This window comes from Halomonas koreensis (genome assembly GCF_031451675.1).
Classification (GTDB): domain Bacteria; phylum Pseudomonadota; class Gammaproteobacteria; order Pseudomonadales; family Halomonadaceae; genus Halomonas; species Halomonas koreensis.
Genome location: NZ_JARWAK010000001.1, coordinates 226,978 through 246,231, shown reverse-complemented (window position 1 = coordinate 246,231; position 19,254 = coordinate 226,978). Strand labels below are relative to the sequence as shown.

The 19,254-nt window shown below is 72.1% G+C and carries 15 protein-coding genes and 1 riboswitch; of the genes, 4 read left to right on the top strand and 11 right to left on the bottom strand.

The features are described 5' to 3' along the window. Positions 1-7 precede the first annotated feature (7 nt). The gene (locus QC818_RS01175) at positions 8-1,396 is read right to left on the bottom strand and encodes an SLC5/6 family protein (protein ID WP_309650996.1); all 1,389 of its coding nucleotides are present in this window, start codon (positions 1,394-1,396) and stop codon (positions 8-10) included. Next, positions 1,386-1,493: riboswitch (TPP riboswitch) on the bottom strand. It overlaps the preceding gene by 11 nt. Before the next feature lie 113 nt (positions 1,494-1,606). Here QC818_RS01175 and QC818_RS01170 point away from each other — a divergent pair. Next, a complete protein-coding gene (locus QC818_RS01170; RefSeq protein WP_309650995.1) occupies positions 1,607-2,284 on the top strand; it encodes a hypothetical protein in 678 nt (225 codons plus the stop codon). Positions 2,285-2,303: 19 nt separating this feature from the next. Here the strand turns inward: QC818_RS01170 and QC818_RS01165 are convergent, their stop codons facing one another. The 3 genes from QC818_RS01165 to QC818_RS01155 form a co-directional block, all read right to left on the bottom strand. Beyond that, positions 2,304-3,434 carry a zinc-dependent alcohol dehydrogenase family protein gene (locus QC818_RS01165; RefSeq protein WP_309650994.1) on the bottom strand — a complete coding sequence of 377 codons (1,131 nt, stop codon included), beginning with the start codon at positions 3,432-3,434 and terminating at the stop codon, positions 2,304-2,306. Positions 3,435-3,489: 55 nt separating this feature from the next. After that, positions 3,490-4,077, bottom strand: a complete 588-nt coding sequence (locus tag QC818_RS01160) for a peroxidase-related enzyme (RefSeq protein ID WP_309650993.1) — start codon at positions 4,075-4,077, stop codon at positions 3,490-3,492. Positions 4,078-4,224: 147 nt separating this feature from the next. Beyond that, positions 4,225-5,724 (bottom strand): CoA-acylating methylmalonate-semialdehyde dehydrogenase, encoded by a 1,500-nt coding sequence (locus QC818_RS01155; protein ID WP_309650992.1) that lies wholly within the window; start codon positions 5,722-5,724, stop codon positions 4,225-4,227. A gap of 217 nt (positions 5,725-5,941) precedes the next feature. On the opposite strand from QC818_RS01155, the gene QC818_RS01150 reads away from it, so the two are divergent. From QC818_RS01150 to QC818_RS01140, 3 genes are all read left to right on the top strand, one after another. Further along, a complete protein-coding gene (locus tag QC818_RS01150) occupies positions 5,942-6,922 on the top strand; it encodes a LysR family transcriptional regulator (protein ID WP_309650991.1) in 981 nt (326 codons plus the stop codon). A 173-nt stretch (positions 6,923-7,095) separates the two neighbouring features. After that, complete coding sequence (gene katG / locus QC818_RS01145; protein WP_309650990.1) at positions 7,096-9,270, top strand: catalase/peroxidase HPI; 2,175 nt, start codon at positions 7,096-7,098, stop codon at positions 9,268-9,270. Between the two features lie 357 nt (positions 9,271-9,627). Continuing rightward, a complete protein-coding gene (locus QC818_RS01140) occupies positions 9,628-10,023 on the top strand; it encodes a cupin domain-containing protein (protein ID WP_309650989.1) in 396 nt (131 codons plus the stop codon). Positions 10,024-10,096: 73 nt separating this feature from the next. On the opposite strand, the gene QC818_RS01135 is transcribed toward QC818_RS01140, so the two are convergent. The 7 genes from QC818_RS01135 to kynU all read right to left on the bottom strand — a co-directional run bounded on the left by QC818_RS01135 (position 10,097) and on the right by kynU (position 19,254). Continuing rightward, a complete protein-coding gene (locus QC818_RS01135; protein ID WP_309650988.1) occupies positions 10,097-11,575 on the bottom strand; it encodes a protein adenylyltransferase SelO in 1,479 nt (492 codons plus the stop codon). A gap of 98 nt (positions 11,576-11,673) precedes the next feature. Beyond that, positions 11,674-12,699: a M14 family metallopeptidase gene (locus tag QC818_RS01130; RefSeq protein ID WP_309650987.1), complete on the bottom strand. Its 1,026-nt coding sequence runs from the start codon at positions 12,697-12,699 to the stop codon at positions 11,674-11,676. Between the two features lies 1 nt (position 12,700). Next, complete coding sequence (locus QC818_RS01125) at positions 12,701-14,191, bottom strand: glutamate--cysteine ligase (RefSeq protein WP_309650986.1); 1,491 nt, start codon at positions 14,189-14,191, stop codon at positions 12,701-12,703. 88 nt (positions 14,192-14,279) lie between these two features. Continuing rightward, positions 14,280-15,593 carry a DUF2252 family protein gene (locus QC818_RS01120; RefSeq protein WP_309650985.1) on the bottom strand — a complete coding sequence of 438 codons (1,314 nt, stop codon included), beginning with the start codon at positions 15,591-15,593 and terminating at the stop codon, positions 14,280-14,282. Between the two features lie 225 nt (positions 15,594-15,818). Continuing rightward, complete coding sequence (locus QC818_RS01115) at positions 15,819-17,162, bottom strand: sodium-dependent transporter (protein ID WP_309650984.1); 1,344 nt, start codon at positions 17,160-17,162, stop codon at positions 15,819-15,821. Positions 17,163-17,232: 70 nt separating this feature from the next. After that, the gene (locus tag QC818_RS01110) at positions 17,233-18,009 is read right to left on the bottom strand and encodes an alpha/beta hydrolase (protein WP_309650983.1); all 777 of its coding nucleotides are present in this window, start codon (positions 18,007-18,009) and stop codon (positions 17,233-17,235) included. A gap of 15 nt (positions 18,010-18,024) precedes the next feature. Continuing rightward, on the bottom strand, positions 18,025-19,254 hold the full coding sequence (kynU, locus tag QC818_RS01105; protein ID WP_309650982.1) for a kynureninase: 1,230 nt from the start codon (positions 19,252-19,254) through the stop codon (positions 18,025-18,027).

The following is a 19,254-nucleotide window of genomic DNA, read 5'->3' as shown; positions in this document are numbered from 1 at the left end:
CAACCGCTCAGGCGGCGCGACGCACCGCGGCGGGCCGCCACCAGGCCACCAGCAGGGCCACCAGGCTGGAGGCCGCCAGCGCGCCGAGGAAGGGCGGCAGGGTCGGCACCCCGCCCGGGAAGCTCGCCGCCAGCAGGCCCGCGGCGAGGCTGCCCGAGGCGATCCAGCCCGGCAGCACGGCGCCGGCCAGGCCCGCCACCCCACCGGCCAGGGCCGCGGCGGCGCTCATCCGCGGCCACAGCCCGAGCAGCACCGGCACCACGATGGCGGCGCACAGCAGGTCGGCGATCAGGAACAGCCGCAGCACGGAGAGCCCCTGCAGGGCGATGGCCACCACCGGCACCATCAGCGCCACGGTCACCCAGCGCGCCGCGCCCAGCGAGCGGCCGCGCGCCGCGCCGCCGGCCACCACCAGGGAGGCGATGCCGTTCTGCAGGGTATCCACACTGGAGGCCACCAGGGTCACCGCCAGCACCAGGGCCGGCAGGGCCAGCCAGGCCGGCGCCTCGCCGAGCAGCGCGAAGAAGGGGATCGGCGGCTCGCCCAGCGAGACGCCCGCCATGGCGGCCAGCATCCCCAGGCCGCCGACCACCGCCACCACCAGCACGGTCACCGCGCCGCCCAGCCAGGCGCCCCGACCCAGCGCCCGGGCGTCCCGGGCCGCCCAGACCCGCTGCCAGTAGCCCTGGTGGAAGAGGTTGGCCGCGGTCACGGCGATCACCAGGGTCAGGGCCACGGCCAGGGCATCGCCGGTGGGAATGGCAGGCATGGCGGCGTCCGCCGGCAACGCCGGCAGCCGCGTCAGGGCCACGCCGCCGACCAGTCCCAGCAGCGCCAGCAGCAGCCAGGCCTGCCAGCGGTCGGTGGCCAGGCTGGCCCGCAGGCCGCCCAGGGCCGTGTAGACCAGGGTGGCCAGCGCCACCCCGACCACCACCAGGTTGGCGGGCACGTCGGAGAGCAGCCCGGTGATGGCGCCGATGGCGGTGAGCTCGGCGGCCAGGAAGCAGGCCATGTAGAGGATGGAGACCAGCGCCACCCAGCGTCGCACGCCGGAGCCGAAGCAGGCGCCGGCATACTCGCCGATGCTGCGCCCCTCGGGCAGGCGGCGGCGGATGGCGGGCCCGAAGGCGCCGAGCACGATGAACGGCAGCGCCGAGCCCAGGGCGTAGCCGGCCAGGGCGACCGGGCCGGCGAAGGCGCCGATCTCCGGCGGGGCGAAGAGGATCCAGGCGCCCATCCCGGAGGCCAGGAAGGACAGCCCCAGGGTCGGGGCGGACTGGGAGTTGCGGGCGGTGACATAGTCGTCGAGGGGGCCATCGGCCCGGCGGGCCCGCAGGCCCAGGACGGTAAAGCAGAGCAGCGCCGCGCCGAGCACGGCTGACGTCAGGTAAGGCATGTCGCACTTCCTCCGCCGGCATGAACCGGATCAGGTTCCAGGGTCAGCGTCGAACGCTCTCTCAGCCCCGCGTGGCGGGACTCCCCTGGCGACAGTGGATGAATTGTCGTTGACGAACCTCAAGATTTTCGACGCTAAGTCGATATAGGCTCGTGACACCATGATGCCACAATGACGCCAGCCTTCGCACGATCACCCCGAGAGCCCGCCATGCCGTTTACCGAAGCCAAGGAACACGCGCCCGGTCGCCTGCACCGGATCTTCGCCGACCCCTACACCGCCTTCGACAACCTGGTCGGGGAACGCCTGCTGCACCTGCGCGTCGCGCTGGATACCCTGCTCGGCGAGCCGATGCGCGACGGCCGGCTGACGCTTCGGGTGATCCACGGTTGGGAGAACGGCGGCTGCGAGCCCGCGGACCTGCACCACAGCGAGCGCCGCCTCGGCGGCTTCGAGGACTTCCGGGCCCTGGCTCGCCACTACCATGAAGCCGCCGAGGCCCTGGCGCCGCTGCCCCGGGACGACACCTCGCTGCTGGCCGCGCCCCTGGCCGAGGCCATCGCCGACGCCGAGGCGGCGGGCCAGGCCGTCGACGCCGAGACCCGCGAGCTGCCGGCCCGCTGGCCGGCCTTTCCCCGGGGGCTGTCCCTCTACACCTTCTTCAAGGTCTATCACCGCCTGACCTACGGCGAGGACGACGCCTACCGCTCGATTCGCTGCGAGACCCCCGCGGGCCAGCGCGAGATCCACGAGTTCCATCTCGAGGAAGGCGAATTCGCCATCGTCGTGCCCGCCGAGGGCGAGACCGGCGAGAGCGTGCTGATCCTGCACGAGAGCCAGCTGGAGCCGGTGCAGGCGCTGCTGGAGGAAAGCCTGGCCGCCGCCTGAGGCGCCGGCCGGCACGCCGTCAGTCGAAGGCGATCACCTGGCGGATGGCCCGGCCCGCGGCCAGCGCCTCGAAGCCCGCATTGATCTCGTCCAGCGACAGCACCCGGGACAGCAGCCTATCCACCGGCAGCCGCCCCTGGCGGAACAGCCCCGCATAGCGCGCCACGTCGCGCACCGGTACGCAGCTGCCCACGTAGCTGCCGCGCAGGGTGCGCTCCTCGGCCACCAGGCTGACCTGCGGAATGGCCAGCTTGCGCTCGGGATGGGCCAGGCCGCCGGTCACGGTCAGCCCGCCCCGCCGGGTGATGGCGTAGGCGAAGGCCAGGGCCTGCTCGGAACCGGCCATCTCGATGGCCACATCGACCCCGCCGCCGGTGGCCGTACGGACCCGCTCCTCGGCATCCGGCGCCGCGCTGTTGACCGCCAGGGTCGCGCCCAGGGACTCGGCCAGCGTCAGCTTGTCGTCGTCCAGGTCCAGGGCCACGACCTCCCCCGCGCCGGCCACCAGGGCGCCGAGCACGGCATTGAGCCCCACCCCGCCGAGCCCCACCACGGCCACCGACTGCCCGGGACGGATGCCCGCCGAGTTGACCGCCGCCCCCACCCCGGTGAGCACGGCGCAGCCGAACAGCGCCGCGTGCGCGAAGGGCAGGCGCGGATCGATGGGCACCAGGGAGTGCCGGGAGACCACCGCATGATCGGCGAAGGCCGAGACCCCGAGGTGATGGTGCACCGGCGTGCCATCGACGCGGCGCAGGCGACGCTCGCCGCTCGCCAGGGTCCCGGCGGCATTGGCCGCGTTGCCCGGCTCGCACAGCGCCGGGCGTCCCTCGGCGCAGGGGCGGCAGTGGCCGCAGCTGGGCACGAAGACGGCGACCACGTGATCGCCCACCGCCAGGTCGGTCACCCCGCGCCCCACCGCCGCCACCACCCCGGCGGCCTCGTGGCCGAGCGCCATGGGCACCGGGCGCGGCCGGTTGCCGTCGATCACCGAGAGATCCGAGTGGCACAGCCCCGCCGCCCGGATCCGCACCAGCACCTCGCCGTCCCCCGGCGGGTCCAGCTCGAGTTCCTCGATCGCCAGCGGCTGACTCTCGTCGTAGGGGCGCTCGGCCCCGATGGCCTGGAGAACGGCGGCGCGGATCTTCATGGCAGTGACTCCTTTCGCGGGTAACCCGGGCGGGATGGCGTGGGCGAGGGCCGGCTCAGCCCTCGCGGGGCACTCGGCCCATCAGGTAGAACTCGTCGTTGGGAGACGTGGCGGTGAGCGTCACCAGCCGGTTGGAGAGGCCGAAGAAGGCGGCGATGGCGCCGATGTCCCAGATGTCGTCCCGGGTGAAGCCGACCGCCGTCAGCCGCGCCTCCCAGTCGTCGGTGAGCTCGCCGACCTCCAGGCCACAGTGCAGCGCGAAGTCGAGCATCACCCGGTGGCGCTCGCCGAGCGGCGCGGTGCGGTGATTGACCGCCACCTGATCGGCCAGCAGCGGATCCTTGCTGTAGATCCGCACCAGGGCGCCGTGGGCCACCACGCAATACAGGCAGCGGTTGCGCGCGCTGGTGGCCACCACGATCATTTCCTTCTCGGCCTTGGTCAGGGTGTCGGACTCGCGCTCCATCAGGGCATCGTGGTAGGCGAAGAAGGCCCGGAACTCCGCCGGCCGGTGGGCCAGCATCAAAAAGACGTTGGGCACGAAGCCGGCCTTCTCCTGCACCGCCAGGATGGCGTCGCGGATGTCCGCGGGCAGCTCGTCGAGGGACTCGGGCACGGGGAAGCGGCTGAGGGGCGTGGTCATGGCGGCTCCTGAGTTGTGGTTGTCGTGGCGCGCTACACACCCCAGTTAACGTCAACGTCAAGAGCATTGCCACCCGCCTTTCGTGGCCCCCGACGACGACGGCCCCGCCTCTGGCGAGGCGGGGCCGCGTTCGGCGCCGGGCGGCTATCAGCTCAGCGAGATGGTGCTGTTGATGCCGCTGGAGACGTTCTCGGGCTCGAACCAGCGGGCGGTGACCGTCTTGGTCTGGGTCCAGAAGGCGATCGCCTGCTTGCCGTTGGGGCCCAGGTCGCCCAGCTTGGAGGCTCGGGAGCCGGTGAAGCTGAAGTAGGCCACCGGCACCGGGATCGGCACGTTAATGCCCACCTGGCCGACGTCGATCTCGGTCTCGAAGCGGCGCGCCACCCAGCCGGAGTTGGTGAAGATGGAGGTGCCGTTGCCGTTGGGATTGGCGTTGATGAAGTCGATGGCCTCGTCCAGGGTGTCGACGCTCGCCACGCACAGCACCGGCCCGAAGATCTCTTCCTGATAGATGGTCATCTCGGGGGTCACGTCACTGAACAGGGTCGGGCCGACGAAGTTGCCGTCCGGATAGCCCTCGACCTGGCAGCCGCGGCCGTCGACCAGCAGCTTGGCGCCCTCCTGCTCGCCGGTGGCGATCAGCCCCTCGACCCTCTCCCTGGCGGCCGGCGAGACCAGCGGCCCCAGGTCGGCGTCGCGCTGGGTGCCGGGGCCGACGGTCATGTTGCGGGCCCCCTCGGCGATGTCGTCGAGCCACTCGCGGGCCTCGCCCACCAGCACCACCACGGAGTTGGCCATGCAGCGCTGGCCGGCGGCGCCGAAGGCCGAGCCCAGCAGGTTGTTGATGGCCTGGCTGCGGTTGGCGTCGGGCATCACCACGCAGTGGTTCTTGGCGCCCATCATCGCCTGGGCCCGCTTGCCGGCCTCGGAGGCGCGGCGATAGAGCTGGGTGCCGACCTGGGTGGAGCCGATGAAGGACATCGCCTTGATGTCGGGATGCTCGCAGAGGCGGTTGGCCACGTCCGGGCCGCCGTGCACCACGTTGAGCACCCCGGCCGGCACGCCGGCCTCGTGGGCCAGCTCGACCAGGCGCATGGTGGCGCTCGGATCCTGCTCGGAGGGCTTGAGCACGAAGGTGTTGCCGGTGGCGATGGCCAGCGGGAACATGAAGCAGGGCAGCATGATCGGGAAGTTGAAGGCGGTGATGCCGGCGCCCACCCCCAGCGGCTGGTTGAGGGTATAGACGTCCACCTCGCTGGCGGCGTTCTCGGCCAGCTCGCCGAGCTGCAGCGAGGTGATCGAGCAGGCATGCTCCACCACCTCCAGGCCGCGGCCCACCTCGCCGGCGGCGTCGGGCAGGGTCTTGCCGTGCTCCTCGGTGATCAGCGCGGCGAGCTCCTCGGTATGCTCGCGGATCAGCGCCTGCAGCTTGAGCATGATGCGCATGCGTTTGGCCAGCGGCACCTTGCGCCAGGACTTGAAGGCCGCCTGGGCGCTGGCCACGGCCCGGTCGACCTCCTCGAGCCCACAGAAGGGCACCCGCGCGACCACCTCCTGGGTCGCCGGATTGACCACGTCGCGCCATTCCTGGCTCTGGGACGGGACGGCCTGGCCGTCGATGAACAGCGGGATCTCTCGGACAGACATAGCGGCAGCTCCTCTCGGGCCTAAGCGGACGGTGCTCTCCTGTAGACCCGGGCATTGTGATTGTTATCCGGCGCTCGGCTCATGTGCATCTCGGCAAGGCCGGCGCGCCAAAACGGCATGCCCCCGAGTGTAGGAAGGGGGCGAATTGACAGACAACCGCCAGGCGCGCACATTTCTTGTGCAAATTTGCACAACCAAACGGATCGGGACATCGCCCATGCTCGACTGGCAGGACATCCAGCTGTTCCTCGAGGTCGCCCACACCGAGCGCCTCACCGAGGCCGCCCGCCGCCTGGGGATCGACCATTCCACCCTGTCGCGGCGCACCCGCCGCTTCGAACAGCGGCTCAACACCCAGCTCTTCGAGCGCAGCACCCACGGCTACCGGCTGACCGAGGCCGGCCAGCGGCTGCTGGCCCACGCCGAGGAGATGGCCCGCCACGCCACCGAGGCCCTGGAGGTGCTCAGCGACCAGAACCGCCAGCTCAGCGGCCAGATCCGCCTGGGCGTCACCGAGGGCTTCGGCAGCTGGGTGATCACGCCGCTGCTGGCCGGCTTCGGCGAGCGCCATCCGGGCCTGACCCTGGACCTGCTGGCGCTGCCCCGGGTGGTCAACCTGAGCCGCCACGAGGCCGACCTGGCGATCACCGTGGAGCGGCCCAGCAGCGGCGGCCTGGTGACCTCGCGGCTGTGCGACTATCGGCTGCGCCTGTACGCCAGCCGCGACTACCTGGCCCGCCACGGCACCCCGCGGCGCCTCGCCGACCTGGGACGGCACCGGCTGATCGGCTACGTCGACGACCTGATCTTCAGCGACCAGCTGCACTACCTGGACCCGCTGCTCGCCCCCGAGGTGGTCGGCGAGCCGCCCCACTTCAGCATCCGCAGCACCAGCGTCACCGCCCAGTACCGCGCCGCCCTGGCCGGCGCCGGCCTGGCGATCCTGCCCTGCTTCATGGCGGAGCCCCGGGACGAGCTGGTCGCGGTGCTCGACGACGAGGTGGAGGTGGTGCGCCAGTTCTGGATCACCTCCCGCCAGGAGCAGCGCCGGCTGGCCCGGGTGCGGCTGCTGTGGGACTTCCTGCGCGAGGCCGTCGAGGCCAACCGCGGCCTGCTGATGGGCGATCGGCGAGACGGGCCGATACTGCCCGCCCCTGCGAGCCGGCCTGAGCGCCGCCGGCGGGGCGATAACGCCTGACTATCGAGGCCTTCGCCAAAGAAAAATGGCGGCCTGCCCGGCGCGGACTTAGCTTATAGGGAAGAGAGAACGACGGCGTCGCCCGGCCGGATGCCGGGCGAGACATCGACCCTGCCGGTGGGCGCCCCCACCCCGGCGACGCGCCACCGGCGAGATCAGGACAGGAGGAACGGATGAGCGATCAACACGGCAAGGGCGCCGGTCAGTGCCCGGTGATGCACGGCGGCCACACCGCCACCGGTCATTCGAACATGGACTGGTGGCCGGAAGCGCTGAATCTGGACATCCTTCATCAGCACGACCGCAAGACCGACCCCATGGGCGAGGACTTCGACTACCGCCACGAGGTCCGCAAGCTCGACTTCGAGGCCCTCAAGCGGGACATGCACGCCCTGATGACCGACAGCCAGTCCTGGTGGCCCGCCGACTGGGGGCACTACGGCGGGCTGATGATCCGCATGGCGTGGCATGCCGCGGGCTCCTATCGCATCGCCGACGGCCGGGGCGGCGGCGGCACCGGCAACCAGCGCTTCGCCCCGCTCAACAGCTGGCCGGACAACGCCAGCCTGGACAAGGCCCGGCGCCTGCTGTGGCCGATCAAGAAGAAGTACGGCAACAAGATCAGCTGGGCCGACCTGATCATCCTGGCCGGCAACGCGGCCTACGAGTCCATGGGCCTGAAGACCTTCGGCTTCTCCTTCGGCCGCGAGGACATCTGGCACCCCGAGAAGGACACCTACTGGGGCGCCGAGAAGGAATGGCTGGCGCCCTCCGACGAGCGCTACGGCGACGTCGACAAGCCCGACACCATGGAGAATCCCCTGGCCGCGGTGCAGATGGGCCTGATCTACGTGAACCCGGAAGGCGTGAACGGCCAGCCCGACCCGCTCAAGACCGCCGAGCAGGTCCGCGAGACCTTCGCCCGGATGGCGATGAACGATGAGGAGACCGCGGCCCTGACGGTGGGCGGCCACACCGTCGGCAAGTGCCACGGCAACGGCGACGCCGAGGCCCTGGGTCCGGAGCCCGAGGCGGCGGACGTCGAGGAGCAGGGCTTCGGCTGGCGCAACCCCGGCATGCAGGGCAAGGCCGCCAACGCGGTGACCTCCGGCATCGAGGGCGCCTGGACCACCCACCCGACGCAGTTCGACATGGGCTACTTCGACATGCTGCTCGACCACGAGTGGGAGCTGAAGAAGAGCCCCGCCGGCGCCAACCAATGGGAGCCGGTCGACATCAAGGAGGAGGACAGGCCGGTCGACGCCACCGACCCCGCCAAGCGCCACAACCCGATCATGACCGACGCCGACATGGCGATGAAGCTGGACCCCAGCTACCGGGAGTACCTGGAGCGCTTCCGCCGGGATCCGGCGTACTTCCAGGACACCTTCGCGCGGGCCTGGTTCAAGCTGACCCACCGCGACATGGGCCCCAAGGATCGCTACATCGGCCCGGAGGTCCCCCAGGAGGACCTGATCTGGCAGGACCCGGTCCCGGCCGGCAGCACCCGCTACTCGGTGGAGGACGCCAAGCGGCGGATCGCCGAGAGCGACCTCGGCATCGCCGAGATGGTGGCCACCGCCTGGGACAGCGCCCGCACCTTCCGCGGCTCCGACATGCGCGGCGGCGCCAACGGCGCGCGCATCCGCCTGCCCCCCCAGAAGGACTGGGAAGGCAACGAGCCGAGCCGCCTGGCGCGAGTCCTGAAGGTCTACGAGGGCATCGCCGCCGACACCGGCGCCAGCCTGGCCGACCTCATCGTGCTGGGCGGCAGCGTGGGCATCGAGCGCGCCGCCCGGGCCGCCGGTCACGACATCCTGGTGCCCTTCGCCCCGGGGCGCGGCGACGCCAGCGAGGAGATGACCGACGGCGACTCCTTCGCGCCGCTGGAGCCCCTGGCCGACGGCTTCCGCAACTGGCAGAAGAAGGCGTACGTGGTCAAGCCCGAGGAGATGCTGCTCGACCGCGCCCAGCTGTTGGGCCTCACCGCCCCGGAGATGACGGTACTGATCGGCGGCATGCGGGTGCTCGGCACCAACCACGGCGGCAGCCGGCACGGCGTGTTCACCGACCGCGAGGGTCAGCTGACCAACGACTTCTTCGTCAACCTGACCGACATGGGCAATCGCTGGCAGCCCGCCGACGAAGGGAGCTACGAGATCCGCGACCGCGAGAGCGACCGGGTGAAGTGGACCGCCAGCCGCATCGACCTGGTGTTCGGCTCCAACTCCATCCTGCGCGCCTACGCCGAGGTCTACGCCCAGGACGACAACGAGGCGAAGTTCGTGCGGGACTTCGTGGCCGCCTGGACCAAGGTGATGAACGCCGACCGCTTCGACCTGGCCTGAGGCCGGGCGGCGCCCGGCGCCGATGCCGGGAGCTGCCCTCCCTCCAGCGAATACCGCTCGGGCCCGGCCGGGCCCGCGCGGTGCCGTGCGTCTGCGCTGCCTGTGCGCTCGACAGCTTGCCACAGGGCCGACGCCCCCTCATGGCGACCACCCGGGGCCTGCCCTTCTTGACCCCCCGACAGGCGCGGACTAAGCCGGAAGAGAGGCGGCAGGCGGCTGCCGCCCCGATCCACGCACCGAGCAGGGGCGCGGGAAGCGGCCGTCCGGCCCCGCGGGATCGGGCGGGTCCTCTCCTGCCGCGGGCGCGGCTCGCACATCCACCTCAGCCTACCGCCCACCTGGCGGTGGGAGGCCGACATGAACCTACGCATCACAACCGCCTGGGCGACCACGGCGCTCGTCGTCGCGCTGGGCACGCCCATGCTCGCCACCGGGGACTCCACCCCGTTGATAAAGACGCAACTGGAGGACGTCGAGGGCATGGAAGTCAATATCGTGAACTTCGAGGTCGGTCCCGACTGGGCCACCGTCCGCCATATCCACCCGGGACACCTGTTCGTCTACGTGACCGAGGGCCGTCTCGAGGTAACCGTCGAAGGCGAGGCGCCACAGACGGTCTCGGCGGGGGAGGTCTTCCATGAGGCGCCCAACCGGCCGATGGTCGGGCGCACCCTCAGCGCCGAGGGCGCCAAGTTCACGGTGTTCCAGATCGGCCCCGCCGGCGAGCCCCTGATGATCTCCCGGCCCGAGTGACGTCCGCTGCGCGCGACTCGCTCGCCGGGCAACGGCCGACCCGATCGGCCGTCGCCCGGTCCGGAAGCGCGCCTCAGGTGCCGCAGAAGGTCCGCAGCACCTTCTCGCGCTCGGCCGGCGGGCGGGTGTAGTCGACCTCGCCGGCCGGCGCCTCGAAGGGCCTCGTCACCGCCGCCAGCAGCGCCTCGAAGGGACCGAAGTCGTCGTCCTCGGCGGCCGCCGCGATGGCCTGCTCGACGCGGTGGTTGCGCGGGATGACCGCGGGGTTGGCGGCGCGCAGGCGGCGCGCCAGCTCGGCATCGTCGACCGCCTCCCGGGCGAGCCGCTCGCGCCAGCGGGGCAGCCAGGCATCCAGCGCCCGGCGCTCGGCGAACAGCTCGGCCAGGCTCGCCTCGCCCTCCGGCCCCTCCAGGGCCTCGGCCAGGCGCCGGAAGGTCAGGGTGAAGTCGGCGCGGCCGGCCTGCATGGCCTCGAGCAGCGCCTCGGCGAGCTCGCCGTCGTCCGGCTGCTCGGTGGCCAGCCCCAGCTTGCCGCGCATCACCGTCTCCCAGCTCGCCCGGTGGCGCTCGCCGAAGGCCTCGATCCCCGCGGTGGCGCGCTCGATGGCGCGATCGATGTCGTCGTCGAGCAGCGGCAGCAGGGTCTCGGCGAAGCGCGCCAGGTTCCACTGGGCGATGAGCGGCTGGTTGGCGTAGGCGTAGCGGCCGCCCTCGTCGATGGAGCTGAACACGGTGCGCGGGTCATAGGCGTCCATGAAGGCGCAGGGGCCGTAGTCGATGGTCTCGCCGGAGATGGCGGTGTTGTCGGTGTTCATCACGCCATGGATGAAGCCCACGCCCAGCCAGCGGGCCACCAGCTCGGCCTGGCGCCCCACCACCGCCTCGAGCAGCCCCAGGTAGCGCTCGCCGCCCGCGTGCTCGGCGAGCTCGGGATAGTGACGCTCGATGGCCTCCTCGGCGAGCAGCCGGACGCCCTCGGTGTCGCGGCGCGCCGCGGCGTACTGGAAGGTGCCCACCCGCAGGTGGCTGGCGGCCACCCGGGTCAGCACGGCGCCGGGCTCGGGGATCCGTCGGAAGACCCGCTCGCCGGTGGTGACCGCGGCCAGGGCCCGGGTGGTGGGGATGCCCAGCGCCTGCATGGCCTCGCTCACCAGGTACTCGCGCAGCACCGGCCCCAGGGGCGCGCGGCCGTCGCCGCCCCGGGAGAAGGGGGTGCGGCCGCTGCCCTTGAGCTGGAGGTCGTGCACCCGGCCCCGGGGATCGGTCACCTCGCCGAGCAGCAGGGCCCGGCCGTCGCCGAGCTGGGGCACGAAGTTGCCGAACTGGTGCCCGGCATAGGCCATGGCCACCGGCTCGGCGCCCTCGGGGACGACGTTGCCGGCGAACGCCTCGGCGGCGACCCGGGCATCGAAGGCCTCCAGGTCGAAGCCCAGCTCGGCGGCCAGCCGCCGATTGAAGGCCACCAGCCGCGGCCGCTCGACCGGCGTGGGCCGACAGTCGGCGCGCAGCCGGTCCGGGAAACGGGCATAACGCAGGGTGAAAGGGGGGAACATGGCGCCTCCTGTGGTCGGGCAGGCCGTCGCGCTCGCGCCGGACGGGCCGCTCACCCTACAGGGACAGCCGCCGGCGGCCAACATTCCCGCGGCGCCGCCTAGGCGGGCACCGCATAGAACAGGCAATCGCTGCGCGCGATCTCGCTGTTGGTGGTGGCCATGAACAGCCGCAGCGTCCGGCGGGCATGCAGCCGGCCGTCACGCGCCTCGAACAGCTCGGCGATGCGCTCGCGGCCCTCGCCGTCGATAGCCTGCAGGCAGCCCAGCCCCGCCGGGCCCAGCCAGCCGAGGCAGGCCTGCGGCGAGGTCACGCCGCGGTTGTGCTCGTCGATGCGCGCCCAGAGCGTCAGGTCCGCATCGGGATTCGGCCCCCGGTCGTAGACGACGACGGCACCGGGCCGCAACTCCACCCGCAGCGGATGCACCAGGACCTCCAGGTCCGGGGGGCACGGCAGGGCCGAGAGGTCCTGACAGTCGGCGAGCAGCCGGAAGAGGCCGCCGGCCACCTCCCGGGCCTCGAGCTGCAGGGCGCCGCCGCACTCCAGGGTGAAGACCGGGCAGTCGGCCAGCGCCGGCTCCCGGTGCGGCAGCTCCATCAGGCTGCCCAGCCGCAGGTCGGTGACGATCAGCCGCTCGCAGAAGCGCCCGGCCAGGGCCTCGATGACCGGATGCCGGCGTGTGGCGACGGCGAAGGCCGGGCCGTTGCCGGAGGTGTTGTGCAGGTCGACCACCAGCTCCGGCGCCATGGCCACGAGGTCGGCGATGATCGCCCGGGCCAGCTCGCCGGAAGGCCCGGCGAAGGGCGCCCGGAAGCAGCGGTTGAGGTCGCGGTCGTCCGGGGCATGACGACGGGTGAAGACCGGATGGGCGAGCGCCCCGACGACGTTGGCCAGCAGCACCCACAGCGGCCTTCGCGGCCGCGGCCCCTCCAGCAGCCAGCGATGCAGCGCCAGCGCCCCCGAGGGCTCGTTGCCGTGCAGCAGGGTGACGACCACCCAGCGGGGACCGGCCTCGGGATCGCCCAGCACGATCCAGGCCGGCCCGCCCAGGGACTGCAGCCAGGGCACCGCCTGGTCGTGCAGCCGGGAGGGAGCGACGATCACGGGCAGCGAGAGGGCGGCCATCTCAGGCCTCCTCCGGCCAGCGGGCCAGCGGTCGGCCGTCCATCGCCGCGATGCGATAGGCGGCCAGCATCCGCCGGCAGGCCATCCAGCGCGAGGCGCCGCCGGCCTCCAGCGCCGCCAGGGTCCGGCACTGCCAGCGGGCGCCGCTGGTGCGCGCGTTCAGCCGCTCGGCCAGCACCTCGAGGTAGGGGCCGCTGTCGGCGTCGCCCACCCCCAGGGCGCGCAGGCCGCGCCGGACCTGGGGCCACAGGCGCTCGAGCAGGGCCACCACCGGCACCTCCTCCAGCCGATGGTGGCGCGGGTGCGGCCACAGCAGCCGGGCCTCGAGCCCGGACTGGGCGGCCCGGTAGAAGTTGTGCTCGGCCTGGCGGAACGGCAGCGCGCTGAGGCAGGGGGCGATGTCGTCGCGCAGGGCGGCCACCAGCCCCAGCAGCAGAGCGGCGTTGGCGACCATGTCCACCGCCGTGGGGCCCGCCGGCAGGGCGCGCATCTCGATGCGCAGGTGGCCGCCGTCGGCGGGATCGTAGACGGCCCGATTCCAGGGCCAGATCGTGCCCATGTGCAGGCGCAGCTCGGCCAGGCCCGGCGCCGTGCCTCCCGGCGGCGGCGCCTCCGGGGGCGCCTCGGCGCACAGCGGCAGCAGGGGCGGATGCAGGGCCACCGCCTCGGCGAACAGCTCCCAGGCGCCCTCGCGCACCCAGCCCTGGCCGAAGCCGACCCGAGCCGGCTGGTGGCGGCGCTCGTCGCCCCGGGGCCGGCACTCCACCGCCTGCTTGAACAGCGCGATGCGGGTCTCGTCCCACAGCCGCCGCTGCAGGAACAGCGGCGAATTGGCGGCCAGCGCCAGCACCAGGGGCGTGGCCAGCTGGGCGGCGTTGTAGGTATCGGCGAAGCGGGCCGGCGGCACCCGCAGGTGCAGCTGGAAGGAGGTGTTGGCGCCCTCCATGACCACGTGATCGCTGGCCACCCGGACTCGCTCGCGGCCGTGGATCTCGACGTCGAAGGGCTCGCCGCGCAGGCGCCGGATGCCCTGCTCCAGGGCCCGGTAGCGCGGCAGGTCGGTCATGGCATGGCCCCCCAGGTCGCCGCGGCGCAGGGTCGGCAGGATGCCGATCGGCACCACATGGCCGCGGTGCGCCGCGGCCGCCTGCTCCAGGCGCGCCAAGGCCTGGACCAACTGGTCTTCCAGGGCGTGCAGGGGCCGCCCCGAGAGCGGCAGCGGCGCCAGGTTGTACTCGATGTTGAAGCGATTGAGCTCCAGCTGCAGCTGGGGATCCTGCAGCCGCTCGACCAGGGCCTGGTTGAGCGGGCTCACCCGCCCCCCGGCATCGACGAGGTAGACCTCCAGCTCGGCGCCGATGCTGGGCGGGCCGACGCCGAAGCCCGGCGTCTCGAGGCGCTCGCGCAACAGGTCCAAGCCACGGCGCAGGCGCTTGCCGAAGCGCTGATAGTCCGACGCCGAGAAGGCATCGCGGTCGATGATCGCCCCCATCGCCCGTCCTCCGGGGTACGGCCGCTGATGCTGTCAGTCTAGGCGCCCGCCGGGCGTCGCGCCGGCCCGCTCGACGGCGCGACCGGCCTCAGCCGTCCCGGGCCTCGACGAAGGTGCGGTGATCCTGGGCCACGCAGTCGGCATAGCTCAGCGCCAGGGTGGCGACCATGGCCACGAAGTGGTCCTGGCGCCCCTCGCTCCGGGCGCATACCGCGCGGGCGAAGCGGCCGGGCTCGTCGGCGTGCAGCGCCCGGGCGCCGCGCAGGTGCTCCCGGGCGAGGATCCGCCCCCACTGGCGGGCCAGCTTGCGGTAGGGTTTGGCGCCGTCCAGCTTGTGGGTCGGGAAGTCCTCCTTGAAGGGCGAGCGCTCGCGCACCGAGAACACCGTCTCGCCCAGGTGCAGCCAGCCCAGGTAGATATCCGGGTGCTCGGCGATGGCGGCGAAGGCGGCGGCGTGCCGGGCCCCCTCGTGGGCGAAGGCGCGCCGCCAGTCGCGCTTCTCGGCGGCGTTCATCAACCGCCAGGCCTCCGGCGGAGTCTGCTGCTTGACGTCGAGGATGACGTCGTCGTGCTCGTGGTCGCGGCCGCCCTCGATCAGCACGTAGAAGCGGTCGAGCCCCAGCGAGCCGGTGCCGGCGTCCAGGCGCCGGGCCAGGTCCTTGACCCGGAAGTGGTCCTCCTCGGCCTCGGCCCGCGCGCCGCGCAGGGTGCCGCGATACTCCTCCTCCACGGCCTTGCGCAGCTGGCTGGCCAGGTGGGCCGGCAGCCGCGCCAGCTTCTCGGGGCGCGCCTCCACGGCGAAGCCCCGGCCGTCCTCGTCCAGCGCGGTCCACTTGGCGAGCATCTTCGCCCGGCTCTCCTTGCGCGCCACCTTCTCGAGGAAGGGCGCCAGCGGGCCCTTGGCGGTCTCGAGGGTCACCGCCTCGGGCGGCTCGCCCTCGCCGTGGGCGGCCAGCTCGTCCAGGTAGGCCTCGAGCAGCGCGGCCAGCGCCTTGTCGAGGCCCTTGCGCGACAGCCCGGCGTTCTCGCGGGCATCCAGCACCAGGCTGATGGCCAGCCGCCAGAGGTCGTACTGGTAGTCGCCGACCAGGGCGTCGTCGAAGTCGTCCATGCCGTAGCGCACGGCATCGTCGTGATGCCCGTAGGCGCCGAAGTTGTAGACGTGGGCGTCGCCCTGCAGCCAGGTCTGGGTCTCCGGCAGGCCGCCGAACAGGGCGACCCGCCAGTCGTGCCAGACGTCGTCCCAGTAGAGGTGGTTGGTGCCGCGGAAGAAGCGGTACGGCGACTCGGCCAGCTTGGCGTACTTGGCCCGGCGATCGCCCTCGTCCAGGGCGGCGTTGGCGGCCTCGATGGCGTCGAGGACCTGGCGGGGACGGTTGTGGCGGGTCAGGGGTGGCGACATCCGGAGACTCCCTATGCAAGACGAGGGCCGCGGTTGCGCGACCCTCGTCAGTCAAGCAGGCAGTGAGCCCCCGGACAAGCCGAGGGGAAGGCTGATTTATGTCGCGAGCGAAGGCAGGCTGGCCGCCGCCGGAACGGAAATACCGGAGTTTACACGCCAGTAAATGAGGATATTGAGTACCGCCGGCGGCCAGAGTGGCGAGCGCAGCAATCAATCAGGCTTTCCCTACAGGCTGTTGACCAGCACCACCAAGGGCAGCACCGGGCAGACGAAGCGGATGTACCAGGGCCACAGCTTCCAGAACAGGGTGTCCTCGATCTCCGGCGAGCCCCGGCGCAGCTCCTGCAGCTTGGCGTTGCGGGACAGCAGCCAGCCCACGTAGAGGCAGACCAGGGCACCGATCAGCGGCATGTTGTAGGTGATGGTGACGGTGATCGCCCAGCCGAACAGCACCTCGAAGTGCATCAGGATCAGCGTGGAGATCGCGAAGATCACCGCCCCCATCAGCAGGGTCGCCCGCCCCCGCGAGACCCGGCCGGTCTCGACGATGGTCGCCACCGGCACCTCCAGCACCGGGAACATGGAGGTCAGGGCGGCGATCGCCAGCAGGGCGAAGAACAGGATCTCCAGGCCGGCCCCCAGGCCGCCCAGCTGGGCGAACATCGCCGGCATCACGTCGAACAGCAGCGTCGAGGAGCTCTGCAGCTGGCCGCCGGCGTCGAAGATGTCCACGCCCAGCTCGTCGGCCACGAACATCGAGGGCACGATCAGCAGGCCGGCGATGAAGGCCACGCCCATGTCGATGAACATCACCTGGGCGCCGGTCCTCGGCAGGCTGGCCTCGCGGCTCAGGTAGGAGCCGTAGATCACCATGGCGCCGACGCCGATGGACAGCGAGAAGAAGGCCTGCCCCATGGCGTCCACCACCAGCTGGCCGGACACCCGGGAGACGTCCGGCACCAGGTAGGCGGCGAGCCCGGCGGTGGCGCCGGGCAGGGTCATGACCACCCCGATCAGCGCCAGCATCAGCACGATCAGCAGCGGCATCAGGCGCTTGGACCAGCGCTCGATGCCCTTGTTGACGCCGGCCAGCACCACGCCGACGGTCACCAGCATGGCCAGACTGGCCAGCCCCCAGTCCTTCCAGAAGCCGGCCCCGTCGAGGCGCGTCGCCCAGGCCTCCAGGCCCAGCAGGTCGAGCAGCGGGATCAGGGTGTCGCCGATCAGCCAGCCGGTGACGATGGCGTAGAAGGCCTGGCCCAGGCAGGCGGTGAGGATGGCCAGCCCGCCGATGGCCGCGCCCAGGCGACCGGCCCCGCCGGGCCCGCCGACCCGGCTCATGGCGGCGATGATGCCGCTCTGGGCGTAGCGCCCCAGGGTCAGTTCGGCCATCAGCGCCGGATAGGCGAGGATGAAGGCCATCACCAGGTACAGCAGCAGGAAGGCGCCGCCGCCGTTGTTGGCGGCCATGGAGGGAAAGCTCCAGACGTTGCCCAGGCCCACGGCGGCGCCGGCCGCCGCCATCAGGAAGCCGAAGCGGGAAGAGAACTGCGCTCTTGTCTTGGTCATGACGATGAGATCCCGAGGAGTCGCGTCGCGACTCCGCTGTCGTTGTTGTGGTGTGCCGCCTGGCGGCGGCCTAGAGATGGTCGAGGACGTCGAAGTGATCGCAGCCCGGCCGGTCCTCGAGCGTCGAGGCGCCGCCCGCGGCCCGCACCGCGGCATGGTAGTCGCGGCCCTGGCGCCGGAAGGCGGGCGGATCCCGCTCGGCGATCACCACCCGCCGGGGCGGCAGCCGCGACAGGTCGTCGAACAGCGGGCTCAGCGAGCGGGCCCGGGCCGGATCGAGGCCCAGCGGCGCGTTGACGTAGGTGTCGACCAGCGGCCGCAGGTCATAGACGCCGCTGACCAGCAGCAGCTCGTCGATGACCCGCCCCTGCGGGGAAGCCGCCTCGTCGGCGGCTACCCGACAGGCCAGCTGGGCGCCGGCGCTGTGGCCCCCCAGGGTCACCCGGCCGGCGCCGCCGCGCTCCGCCAGCGCCGCCAGGGCGAGCGCCAGGCCACGCCGGCATTGCGTCGCCATGGCCTCGATCGAGGTCGCCGGCGCCAGCCCGTAGCCCAGCGAGGCGAAGGCCATGCCCCGGCTCAGGTAGCGCTCGGCCAGGAAGTCGGTGGCGGTATGGTCGAGCTCCTGCCAGTAGCCGCCGTGGATGAACGCCATCAGCGGCCAGGGCCCCGCCCCTTCGGGCACGAAGAGATCCAGGCGAGCCGCCGGTTCGTCGTCGTCGACCAGCGTCAGCGGCCGCCGACGGGCCGCCAGCGCTCGCCCCTCGGCGGCCTGGCGGGCCAGGGTGGCCTCGGCGTCACGGGCGAACAGGCTGGGGGAATAGTCGCGATCCAGGCCCTGCGGGGTCATGGCGTGCGCTCCTGCTCAGGTCACCGCGGAGCGGACGTGGAAGCGCGGCTCGCGGTACTCGCCGCTTTCCAGCACCTCGCGGAAGTGACGGGCCGCCTGCCAGACGTCCTCGAAGCTCAGGTAGAGCGGCGTGAAGCCGAAGCGCATCAGGCCGGGCTCCCGATAGTCGCCGATCACCCCCCGACCGATCAGCGCCTGGACGATGGCGAAGCCGTTCTCGGTATCCACCAGCGACACCTGGCTGCCCCGCTCCCCCGCCGCCGGAGTGATGTCCTCGATGCCGTGGGCGGGCAGCAGGTCGGCCAGGCAGTCGCGGAACAGCTCGGTCATCGCCAGGCTCTTCTCGCGCAGGGCCGCCATGTCGACGTCGGCCCACATCGTCAGCGAGGCCTCCAGCGCGCTGTAGATCAGCGCCGAGTGGGTGCCGGTACGGAAGCGGGTGATGTCGCCGGCCGGCGCATAGTCGTCCTCGAAGGCGAAGGGCGCGGCATGGCCGTGCCAGCCGGAGAGCGGCTGCCAGCCGCCGCCCTGATGGTCGCGATGGACGTACAGGAAGGCCGGCGCGCCGGGGCCGCCGTTGAGGTACTTGTAGGTGCAGCCCACGGCATAGCGGGCGCCGCAGGCGTTGAGGTCCACCGGCAGGGCCCCGGCGGAGTGGGCCAGGTCCCAGATGACCTCCGCGCCGCGCTCGTGCACCTGGCGGGTGATCGCCGCCATGTCGCGCAGCCGGCCGGTGCGGTAGTTGACCTGGCTCAGCACCACCACGGCCACGCCGTCCAGGTGGTCGGCCAGCTCGGCCCCCTCGGGCAGGAAACGGTGCTCGAAGTCGCCGAAGCGGCAGAAGCCCTGGGCGATGTAGCCGTCGGTGGGGAAGTTGCCGCCCTCGCTGAGCACCACCCGCCGGCCATCCGTGCGCTGGCCGGTGATATAGCCCAGCAGCTTGAAGATGTTGAGGGTGATGTTGTCGGTGACGACCACCTCGCCCTGGCCGGCGCCGATCACCGGCGCCAGCAGGTCGCCGAGCCGCTCGGGGGCGTCGAACCAGCCCTGGTTCCAGCCCTTGATCAGCTCGTCCCGCCACTGGTCCATGGTGCCGGCGACCGCCTCGCGGGCGCTCACGGGCTGGGCGCCCAGGGAATTGCCGTCGAGGTAGAGCACGCCCTCGGGGAGGGCGAAGTGCGGCTTGAAGCCGGCCAGGGGATCCTGGCGATCGAGTTCGCGTGCGTGGTCGAGGGATACGCCCAT